10 protein-coding genes and 1 pseudogene are annotated in these 10,649 nt (G+C 64.4%); 4 read left to right on the top strand and 7 right to left on the bottom strand.

Going from position 1 to position 10,649, the window contains the following annotated elements:
• Positions 1-61: 61 nt before the first annotated feature.
• The 5 genes from L0G76_RS10885 to L0G76_RS10865 form a co-directional block, all read right to left on the bottom strand.
• Positions 62-718, bottom strand: coding sequence for an MBL fold metallo-hydrolase (locus L0G76_RS10885; protein WP_304357256.1), 657 nt, complete (start codon positions 716-718; stop codon positions 62-64).
• 7 nt (positions 719-725) lie between these two features.
• Entirely contained in the window at positions 726-1,796 is a 1,071-nt protein-coding gene (locus L0G76_RS10880; protein ID WP_304357255.1) for an NADH:flavin oxidoreductase/NADH oxidase, read from the bottom strand.
• A gap of 29 nt (positions 1,797-1,825) precedes the next feature.
• Positions 1,826-3,430 (bottom strand): SLC13 family permease, encoded by a 1,605-nt coding sequence (locus L0G76_RS10875; RefSeq protein WP_304357254.1) that lies wholly within the window; start codon positions 3,428-3,430, stop codon positions 1,826-1,828.
• A 42-nt stretch (positions 3,431-3,472) separates the two neighbouring features.
• The gene (locus L0G76_RS10870; RefSeq protein WP_304357253.1) at positions 3,473-4,237 is read right to left on the bottom strand and encodes an alpha/beta fold hydrolase; all 765 of its coding nucleotides are present in this window, start codon (positions 4,235-4,237) and stop codon (positions 3,473-3,475) included.
• 63 nt (positions 4,238-4,300) lie between these two features.
• Positions 4,301-4,942 (bottom strand): thymidine kinase, encoded by a 642-nt coding sequence (locus tag L0G76_RS10865; RefSeq protein WP_304357252.1) that lies wholly within the window; start codon positions 4,940-4,942, stop codon positions 4,301-4,303.
• A gap of 140 nt (positions 4,943-5,082) precedes the next feature.
• Between L0G76_RS10865 and L0G76_RS10860 the strand changes: the two genes are divergently transcribed.
• Genes L0G76_RS10860 through L0G76_RS10850 form a run of 3 tightly spaced genes read left to right on the top strand, consistent with a single transcriptional unit; the run spans position 5,083 to position 8,455 of the window.
• On the top strand, positions 5,083-7,311 hold the full coding sequence (locus tag L0G76_RS10860; RefSeq protein ID WP_304357251.1) for an NADP-dependent isocitrate dehydrogenase: 2,229 nt from the start codon (positions 5,083-5,085) through the stop codon (positions 7,309-7,311).
• A 46-nt stretch (positions 7,312-7,357) separates the two neighbouring features.
• Entirely contained in the window at positions 7,358-7,807 is a 450-nt protein-coding gene (locus tag L0G76_RS10855; protein ID WP_304357250.1) for a LapA family protein, read from the top strand.
• A 3-nt stretch (positions 7,808-7,810) separates the two neighbouring features.
• A complete protein-coding gene (locus L0G76_RS10850; protein WP_304357249.1) occupies positions 7,811-8,455 on the top strand; it encodes a 4'-phosphopantetheinyl transferase family protein in 645 nt (214 codons plus the stop codon).
• A gap of 14 nt (positions 8,456-8,469) precedes the next feature.
• On the opposite strand, the gene L0G76_RS10845 is transcribed toward L0G76_RS10850, so the two are convergent.
• Entirely contained in the window at positions 8,470-8,868 is a 399-nt protein-coding gene (locus L0G76_RS10845) for a hypothetical protein (protein WP_304357248.1), read from the bottom strand.
• A gap of 31 nt (positions 8,869-8,899) precedes the next feature.
• Entirely contained in the window at positions 8,900-10,330 is a 1,431-nt protein-coding gene (pdxR, locus tag L0G76_RS10840) for a MocR-like pyridoxine biosynthesis transcription factor PdxR (protein ID WP_304357247.1), read from the bottom strand.
• Between the two features lie 144 nt (positions 10,331-10,474).
• Between pdxR and L0G76_RS10835 the strand changes: the two are divergent.
• Positions 10,475-10,649: pseudogene (locus tag L0G76_RS10835) on the top strand (pyridoxal 5'-phosphate synthase lyase subunit PdxS); the annotation flags it as partial.

Here is a 10,649-nt window from a genome sequence, read left to right as displayed (position 1 = left end):
CGCCGCACTCGTGGCCGCCGTCGTCTGGGCCGCTATCGGCTTCGCTGCCCTGCCCGGGTGATCACCAGCCGCGTTCGCGCCATTCGGCCAGTTTCGGCCGTTCCTCGCCCAACGTCGTACCGTCACCGTGTCCGGGCAGCACTCGGGTCTCGTCGGGCAGCTGGTCGAAGACCCGCTCCTGAAGGTCGTCCATGAGCGAGACGAAATCCTCCTCGTGCCACGTCTTGCCCGGACCACCGGGAAACAGCGAGTCACCGGAGAACAGGATGGTCTCTCCCCCATCACGCAGCAGCAGGGCGATCGAACCGGGAGTGTGCCCGCGCAGTCCGATCGCCTGCAGGACGAACCCGCCGAAATCACCGACGTCGAGGTGGTCGACTGCTCGTGCGATCTCCACGCCCTCGGCCGTGGTGATCGCGGCCGCATCGTCGGTGCCGGCGATCGTCATGGCGTCGGGGTAGGCCGCCGAGGTGGCAGGCAGCGCCCGTATGTGATCCCAGTGCTGGTGGGTTGTGATGATCGCCTGCAGCATCGGTTCTGCCGAGGTGTCCTCGGCTCCGGAGGCGATGAGGTCAGTGATCGCGTCGGCATCGTCGGCGGCGTCGATGAGGACCTGGGCCCCTGACTCCTTGGCCGTGATCAGGTAGACGTTGTTGGCCATGTCGGACACCGCGATGTCGCGGATGATCACGTGTTCGGTCTCGATGAGATTCGTCATTGTCGGTTCACCATGCTCCTCGTGTGTACTGCGGTGGATACGGTCCCGGTTCGACTCCGAGATCGTGGGCTGCTCGCTGCGGCCAGGCCGGTTCGCGCAGCGCCGCTCGGGCCAGGAAGATCGCGTCCGCCTGCTCCGAGGCCAGGATCGTCTCTGCCTGCTCCGGATCGGTGATGAGGCCGACGGTTCCCGTGCTCACGCCTTCTGCGTGGATCGCTGCCGACAGCGGCACCTGGTACCCGGGTCCGACCGGAACCTTGACGGGGAAGTTGCCTCCCGACGAGACATCGATGAGGTCGACGCCGCGGTCGCCCAGGTCTCGGGAGACCTCGACCGCCTCGGCGATGTCGAAGCCGCCCTCGCGCCATTCGCTGGCAGAGAGCCGGACGAGAACGGGCACGTCCTCCCCCACCGCCTCGCGCACGGCCTGATAGGTCTCGGTCAGCAGTCGTGAACGTCCGGCGAGATCGCCTCCGTATTCGTCGGTGCGTTCGTTCGACAGCGGGGACAGGAACGAGTGGAGCAGGTATCCGTGGGCGGCATGGAGTTCCACCAGGTCGAACCCGGCACCGACGGCTCGGGCTGCGGCCGCTGCGAAGGCATCGACCACCTCGGCGATGTCGTCCTTCGTCATCTCCTGCGGCGCTTCGTATCCGGGGTAGGCGATGGCGCTGGCACCGAGCGCGGGCCAGCCGCCCTCGGACTCGGGCACGCTGCCGCGGGGGTTGCCCTCGAAGGGACGGTAGGTGCTCGCCTTGCGGCCCGCGTGGGCCAGCTGCACACCGATCCGGCTGCCCTGGGAGTGAACGAATTCGGCGACTTCGGACCATGCCTCGGCCTGATCGTCGTTCCAGATGCCGGCGTCCTGGGGTGAGATCCGGCCCTCGGGCAGGACAGCGGCCGCCTCGGTGAGGATGAGCCCGAATCCGCCCTGGGCTCGTGCACCGAGGTGCACGAGGTGCCAGGTGCCGGGCATTCCGTCCTCGGCCTCGCAGGAGTACTGGCACATCGGAGCGAGCCAGATGCGGTTGGCGATCTCGGTGCCGCGCAGTGTCATGGGTGAGAAGAGTTGAGTCATGTCACCAGTCTGCCAATGTTCATCGTCGATCAGAGCATGATGTTGAATACTGGTACGGCCAGTACGTAGACGGTGATCGTGATGAGGACGATGCCGATCACATTGAGCAGCACACCGCCCCTGACCATCTGCGCCACAGTCAGGTAGCCGGAACCGTAGGCAACGGCGTTCGGCGGGGTTGCGACCGGAAGCATGAACGCGCATGTGGCGGCAAGGGCCACCGGGATGGTCAGCAGCAGCGGGTCGAGGTCGAGTCCCAGCGCCACGCCGCCGACGACGGGCACGAAGGTGGCGGCCGTCGCGGTGTTCGAGGTCAGCTCCGTGAGGAAGAGGATGATCAGGGCGAAGATCGCGACGATGAAGACCGTCGGCAGCACCCCCAGGCCGCTCGTGGAGTCGCCGATCCATTCGGTGAGCCCCGATGAGGAGAACTGAGCGGACAGGGCCAGGCCCCCGCCGAAGAGGAGGAGCACTCCCCAGGGCAGCTTCTCCGCGGTTTCCCAATCGAGTAGGCGGACCCCTCGGTTGGCCCCGCCGGGGATGAGGAAGAGGAGGAGGCCGATGACCATGGCGATGCCCTCATCGCTGATCGGCGGCTCCTCGAAGATCAGCGGCAGGGAGATCCAGCAGACCGCGGCGAGGATGAACATGCCCAGCACCAGCTTCTCGCCGGTCGACATCGGGCCGAGCTTCTGCAGCTCGTCGCGGATGAGCTCGCGGCCTCCGGGGATCTCGTCGATCTCCGGTTTGAAGAGCACCTTGACGAGGAGGAACCAGGCGATGACCATCATCACGATCGCCAGCGGGACTCCCACGAGCATCCACTGACCGAAGCCGATGGAGATGTCGTGGTTGTCCTCGAGATAGCCGACGAGGAAGAGGTTCGGTGGTGTGCCGATGATGGTGCCCAGGGATCCGATCGAGGCCGAGTAGGCGATGCCGAGCATGAGTGCGGTGCCGAAGTTGGACTTCACCACGGTCCCGAGGCCGCTGTCGTCCTCCTCGGTCTCATCTGTCTCGGTCTCGTCCGCCTCGGTGTTGGCGGAGTCGGTGATGGCACCCCCGACGACCTTGCTCACGATCATCAGCACCGAGATTCCGATGGGCAGCATCATCACGGAAGTGGCGGTGTTCGAGACCCACATCGAAACGAAGCCGGTCGCGATCATGAAGCCGGCGATCATCGGCCCCGGCTTGTTGCCCATGATGGACAGAGTGATGAGGGCGATCCGCCGGTGCAGGTTCCACCGCTGCATGGCCAGAGCGATGAGGAACCCGCCGAGGAACAGGAAGATGATCGGGTTGCCGTAGGAGGCACCGACAGTCTTCATCTCAATCTCGGTGCCGAAGACGGGAAAGGCGACGAGCGGAAGCAGTGAGGTTGCGGCGATGGGCAGCGCCTCGGTCATCCACCAGACTGCCATCAGCACGGCGACGGCCGCCGTCAGCTTCACGCCGTGATCGACACCGCCCGGCATCACCGCATAGACGAGTGTCGACAGAATGAGTCCGAGCAGGAAGCCGGTCCAGCGGATGCGCACCGTCTGTCGGGAGAACCCAGGGGCCCTCTCCCCAGGGGAGAGTTCATCGAATTCGGTCGAGTGGCCGGTCGGTGAATGTCGTTCCTGAGTCATCTGTGCTCCTCATCGAGCAAGGTGGGATTCTGGCGGACTACTTCACACCCTACTCAAGAACTGCTCGATGTGGTCGAAGACGATGTCGGGGTGTTCGACCATCGGCAGGTGGGCCGCATCGGGGATGACGGCAATCGTGGACTCGCTCACCTGCTCCGACAGCTCGGTCATGGCCTCGGGTGTGCAGCTCGGGTCCTGTGCGCCTGCGATGAACAGGGTCGGTGTGGAGATGGCCTCGAGCCGACCGGTCAGATCGTACTGGGTCAGGGCACGAGCGCAGGCGAGGTAGGCCGCATCGTCGATCAGCGCGAGGTCGGTGAGGACTGCTGGTCCCGATGCGATGTCCTCCGTGAGGAAGCCGGCGGCGAACCATCGATCGGCGGTGTCGTCGATTTGGCCGCGGGTGCCGTCCTCTTCGACGTCCTTGATGCGTTCGGCCCAGGTTTCGGCGGTGCCGAACTTGTCAGCGGTCGAGCAGGCGACCAGGCCGGTCAGTGAGTCGGGGTGGTCCAGTGCCAGTGTCAGGCCGATGCCGCCGGAGATCGATGCTCCGCAGTAGGTGAATTTCTCCACCCCCAGCTCGCTCAGGCTGCTCACGAGGCCGGAGGCGAGCTCTGAGACGGTGAAGTCCTCGCCGTCCGTCCGCGGGTGCGTGTGGCCGGGGAGGTCGGAGAGGTAGATCTGGTAGTCGTCGGCCAGCCTGCCCGCGACCGCTGCCCACAGGGACACTCTGGTGCCGAGGGCGTTTCCGAAGACGATGACCGGTGAACCCGGATTGTCATTGAGGGGGTGGACACAGATGCGCATGAGAACTCCTAGGAAGGTTCGAGATCAGATGAGATGTTCGAGGTCAGGAGGGATGTACGAAGGTCAGGAGACCACCGCACTCAGCCTACCGCCGGAGAACTGGAGATAACAGCGTGGGCACAGTGATTCATAGGTCACGGCGTTTCCGTCGATGGCCACCTGGTCACCGTCGAAGATGAATCGCCCATCGACGAGGCGGCCGTTGAACATGGCCTTGCGACCGCAGCGACAGATGGTCTTGAGTTCCTCGAGAGTGTGAGCAATCTCAAGCAGGCGGGCCGAGCCGGGAAAGGCCTTGGTGCGGAAGTCGGTGCGGATGCCGTAGCACATCACCGGCACCGAGGCGTTGGTGGCGATGCGCATGAGCGAATCGACCTGGATCGGTTCGAGGAACTGGGCCTCGTCGATGAGCAGACAGGCAACGTGCGGTTTCGGTGTGTCAATTGATTCGAGCAGGGCATCATGATCGACATAGTCCGCGTGCTCGCGGTAGATGGTCTCCACGTCGGAGCCTGCGGGGATGAGGAAGTCGACCTCGCGGGTGACACCGAGACGGGAGACGATCTCGCCGACGCCCTTCGTGTCGATGTGGGGTTTGGCCAGCAGGACTCGCTGGCCGCGCTCCTCGTAGTTGAAGGCGGCCTGCAGGAGAGCGGTCGACTTTCCGGAATTCATCGCCCCGTAACGGAAGTAGAGCTTTGCCACCTTCGTCCTCTCTCTGTCGTTCGTGATGATTGTCGTGTTGTCTGTGACGAGACAGAACCCTACCGGGAAGCTGGGCCCATCGGCGGCAACGGTAGGATGGTGAGGTCAAACCCCGAGACGATGTGGAGTAGTCCATCACCATGGCCAAAATCATTTATACGCGCACCGATGAAGCGCCTCTTCTGGCGACGTACTCGCTCAAGCCGATCATCGAAGCATTCGCCACCTCGGCGGGTGTCGAGGTCGAGACTCGCGACATCTCTCTCGCCGCGCGTGTGCTGGCGCAGTTCACCGATCGCCTCCCGTCCGACCAGCAGGTCCCCGATTCTCTGTCGGAGTTGGGCGAGCTGGCCAAGGCGCCCGAAGCCAACATCATCAAACTGCCCAACATCTCGGCCTCTGTCCCCCAGCTCAAGGCCACCATCGCCGAGCTCCAGTCCCAGGGCTATGAACTGCCCGACTACCCGGACGAGCCGACCACCGATGATGAACGCGACGCCAAGGCCCGCTACGACAAGGCCAAGGGCTCGGCCGTCAATCCGGTCCTGCGTGAGGGCAACTCCGACCGTCGCGCCCCGCAGGCAGTGAAGAACTTCGCGAAGGCCCACCCCCATTCGATGGGTGATTGGTCCTCGGACTCGAAGACCAACGTCGCCACCATGGCCTCCGGTGACTTCCGTGACAACGAGAAGTCCGTCGTCATCCCGGCCGATGACACCCTGCAGATCCGCCTGCGCCCCGCGGCGGGCGAGACCGTCGTGCTCAAGGAAGCGCTGCCCGTCCTCGCCGACGAGGTCCTCGACGCCACCAAGATGGATGTGGCCGAACTCCACAAGTTCCTCAAGGCGCAGATCGCACGGGCCAAGGACGAGGGCATCCTGTTCTCCGTGCACCTCAAGGCCACCATGATGAAGGTCTCCGACCCGATTCTCTTCGGTCACGTCATCGAGGCGTTCTTCCCCGAGGTCTACTCCGAATACGGTGTCGCCCTCGCCGAGGCGGGACTGACCTCCGACAACGGGCTGGCCGCCATCCTCGGCGGGCTCGACGCCCTCCCTGCCGATGTGGCCGCCGGCGTCAAGGCCGGGTTCGAGAAGGGCATGGACGAAGGCCCCTCCTTGGCCATGGTCGACTCGGACAAGGGAATCACCAACCTGCACGTGCCCTCCGACGTCATCGTCGATGCCTCGATGCCTGCGATGATCCGCGTTGGCGGCAAGATGTGGAACAAGGACGACGCAACCCAGGACGCCCTGGCCGTCATCCCCGACTCCTCCTACGCCGGTGTCTACCAGGCCGTGATCGAGGACTGCCGTGCCAACGGCGCCTTCGATCCGACCACGATGGGCACGGTTCCCAACGTCGGACTCATGGCCCAGAAGGCCGAGGAATACGGCAGCCACGACAAGACCTTCGAGATCGCCCAGGACGGCGTCGTCGAGGTCGTCAACTCCGCCGGTGAAGTTCTGCTGAGCCACAACGTCGCCGCCGGTGACATCTGGCGCGCCTGCCAGACGAAGGACGTCCCCGTCCGCGACTGGGTCAAGCTGGCAGTCACCCGCGCCCGCCTGTCCGAAACCCCAGCCGTGTTCTGGCTGGATGAGACCCGCGCGCATGACCGCAACCTCAAGGCCAAGGTCGAAGAGTACCTGGGCGATCATGACACCGAGGGCCTCGACATCCGGATCATGAACCCGATCGAGGCGACCCAGTTCTCGATCGATCGCATTCGGAAGGGCAAGGACACCATCTCGGTGACCGGCAACGTCCTGCGCGATTACAACACCGATCTGTTCCCGATCCTGGAACTGGGCACCTCTGCCAAGATGCTCTCCGTGGTTCCTCTCATCGCCGGTGGCGGTCTGTTCGAAACGGGTGCCGGAGGTTCGGCACCGAAGCACGTCCAGCAGCTGATCGAGGAGAACCACCTCCGCTGGGATTCGCTCGGTGAGTTCCTCGCTCTGGCCGAATCATTCCGTCACGAGTTCAACGTCCACGGCAATGCCCGTGCCGGAGTTCTCGCCGACACGCTCGATGCCGCGACCGGCAAGTTCCTCGAAGAGAACAAGTCGCCCTCACGCAAGGTCGGTGAGATCGACAACCGTGGCAGCCATTTCTACCTCACGCTCTACTGGGCGCAGGAGCTGGCCTCCCAGACCACGGATGAGCCCCTGGCCGAGGCCATCACGCCTGTTGCCGAAGCGCTGGAGACCAACGCAGAGACGATCTCGACCGAACTCCTCGAGGTGCAGGGCAACCCGGTCGACCTGGGCGGCTACTACTACCCGAATGAGGCCAAACTCGACTCGGCCATGCGTCCCTCCGCAACGCTCAATGAGATCATCGCCTCCCTGAGCGCAAAGGTCTGATCCGAATCACCTCACTCATGCGCCCATCAGCGACTATGATGGGCGCATGAGTACTCAAGACCCCCGTGGCGAATCCCAATCGCCCGACGAGCTGCTGGCCGAGACGCAGTCCCTGCTCGGCGACGAGGATTCGACCACCGGGGACACCCGAGAAGTCGAACCGACACAGCAGACCGACCCGACTCAGCAGGAACCGACTCCTGCCGGCAAGAACGCCGACCTGTCCCAGCTCAAGGGCGGGTCGGGGATGTCCGCCGGAATGTGGATCTCCCTCATACTCGGCGCCGTGATCGTCGTCCTCCTGCTCATCTTCATTCTGCAGAACAACGTCCCCGCCGACTTCCAGTACTTCGGATGGCAGTTCCAGCTGCCGTTGGGCGTTGCCATGCTCTTCGCCGCGATCGGCGGCATCTTCATCGCCGGCATCATCGGATCCGTGCGCATCTTCGTGCTCAGCCGCCGACTCAAGAAGATCAAGAAGGCTCTGGGCCGCTGATACATGGAATCCCACCCCGGTTTCACCCTTCTGCCCACTCAGCTCGATTCCACCATCGTCCTCGCCGACACCGATGCCGAGGCCGAATGGGCGCGCATCGACCTCTCCTCGCTGACGAAGCAGGAGATGAATTATGCGAGCGAGTTCGAACCCGATGCGGCTGCCACCTGGGCCGCAGGTCGAGTCATCCTCCGCCACGTCCTCGGCACGCACCTGGACCGTGATCCGGACGACATCGAAATCCGCCTGGACTCGGCAGGAAAGCCGCGAGTCGAGGAATGCGAATTCTCCGTCACCCGGGCCAGGCGCCTGGTCCTCGTGGCCGTCGCCGACGATCCCATCGGCGTGGATCTTGAAGCGGTGCCCGAACACGCAGTGGCCGCCGAGGCGATGTCGCTGCTGCACCCGAAGGAGCGAGCCGAACTCGAACAGGGCCCACAGTCCGATCTGGCCACCGACTTCGTGCGTGTCTGGGCTCGCAAGGAAGCCTTCCTCAAGGCCCTGAGCACAGGACTGGCTCGAGATCCGGGAATGGACTACATCGGTACGGGCGCGTCACCCGACTCCCCGCACCCGGACATCGAGATCTTCGACCTGGAGTCGGGGCTGCCTGCGGACTACCACGCCGCCATCGCATTCAACCGGTGAGTGTTCGCGTTCAGTCACTCGATTGAAGTGCCGTCAGAAGGCTCGTCGGCGAAATCGGGACCGTTCGCCCCGGTGGTGAAGATCACGGCGATGCCCAGCGAACCGAGTCCCATGAAGCCGAACCAGACGTAGCCTGCAGCCGGGCTGTCGACGACGGCGAAGATCACGGCCATGATCGTCGAGACCACCCACAGCGAGTCGAAGATCGCCAGGTACTTCACGTAGCTCTTCTGCCCCTTGCGGGCACCGTAGGAGATCTCCGTGGCGCCGCTGAGGAAAAGCAGGACGATCGCAGCGATCGCCAACCACCTGGGTGCGAGCAGGAATGATTCGACTGCGGGAAGAAAGGCGCAGAGTGCGACCGCGACGAGCATTTTGACGACGCCATCGGCGACGAACCCGAATTTCATCATCCCCCGATCCTACTCAATCTACCCTGTCCGATCACCTCCGGTCAGACTCGCCCAACAGTGACTGCACGGTCTCCAGCGCCTGCCTGAGCGCTGCGGCCTCCACATTCGAATGGGCGATGACGATGCCGTGTCTGACATCGCTGTCGGCACTCCAGCCCGCTGCCAATGAGGCCACGAGGATCCCCCGCTCGGCCAGCTCGGTGCGCAGTCGGGCGGCGATGGATTCGGTCGATTCGATGACGAGCGTTCGCCCTTCGTGGACGAGTCCGGGAATGTCACCGACTTCGGCCACGACCGCCTCGGCGGCTCTGAGCCTGCGCCGCCCGCGGGAGATTCTGCGACGCAGCCCTCCAGAACTGAGGTAGGACGCGATCGCAGTCTGCATCACCGGAGAGAACGCCGGCCCCAAGGCGGTGCGCATCGCGCCCAGGCGGTGGCCGAGGTCTCCATGGGCGATGATGTAACCGGTGGAGACAGCCGATGTCAGCAGGGTTGAGAATGTGCCGATGTGGACCACCTGTGCCGGTGCGTCCGTGGAGACAGCGAGGTCGTAGAGGGTGGGTACCACTGTGCGGGCGTAGCGGGCTTCGCTGTCGTAGTCGTCTTCGATGACGATGACGCCGGTCGCCTGCGCCCATTCCAGGAGTCGCACCCGCCGGTCGATGGGCATGGTCGTCCCGTGCGGGAACTGATGATTGGGGGTCACGACGACAGCGCCGAGGTTGTCAGCGGTGTCGTCGGGCAGGTGCGTCGTGTCTATGGGGAGGAGATCGCGATCGGACATGGCCTGGCGCAGTCCCGGAAACCCCGGGTTCTCAACACCGATCGCACCCTCGACACCCGTTGTCAGGAGCAGGCGCAGCCCATCACGGGACCCGCTGGTGAGGATGATGTCATCGGGGTCGACGCTCATCCCCCGCGTCAGGCGCAAGTGATCGGCGATCGCCCATCTGGTCTGCGGCTGCCCCAGCGGATCGATCGGGCCGGGGTCGATGTCGAGCGAATCGCGCCATGCTCTGCGAAAGGCGGGCTCCTGCAGGGGGTTGTCGCCGCCGAAGCCGGGACGCAGATCGACGAAGCTGCGCAACCTGCGGCGTGGAACCTGTGGTGGGCGCATACCTGGATTCCGTGTGCGCGGCGTGCTCGGCAGCTCCGGGTTCACCCGTGTCGCCGAGCGTTCAGCCGTGGTGAGGAACCCTTCGACGACGAGTTGGGCGTACGCGGTCTCGACGGTCCCACGGGAGACATCGAGGTAAGCGGCCAGACGTCTGCTGGCGGGCACCGGCTCACCGGGGCGAACTGCTCCAGCGGCGATGAGTCTCCTGATCTCCGCCACCAATTGGTCAGGCAGCGGAATGGACACCTCGCGGTCAATGTCGATGGGCAGCGCGATGCCATCGGCTCGGGGCAGGACCGTTCCCGCCGGTGCCGAAGGCTGAGCGCCGCGATGTGCTGGTGACATGCGTCGATCATACTGGCCTAAAACTTTTCATGTTTTCTGGCACTCATGTTGAGCCACATATGGATCTAGTCTTGTGGTGAACGGCCGTTCTCACCGATCACCTCGCCCGCACATTCGGGCTCACCACGAACGGAAAGCACGACAATGACACAGACACAGACCCTGCTCAATACCGGACTGGCACAGATGCTCAAGGGCGGCGTCATCATGGACGTCGTCAATGAGGAGCAGGCACGCATCGCGGAGGCCGCCGGAGCCTCGGCAGTCATGGCGCTCGAACGCGTCCCCGCGGACATCCGCGCTCAGGGCGGAGTGGCCC

Source organism: Brevibacterium picturae (assembly GCF_030453725.1).
In the GTDB taxonomy this organism is placed as follows: domain Bacteria; phylum Actinomycetota; class Actinomycetes; order Actinomycetales; family Brevibacteriaceae; genus Brevibacterium; species Brevibacterium sandarakinum_A.
Note: the sequence above shows the minus strand (reverse complement) of the source record. Positions and strands in the feature narration are given on the sequence as shown.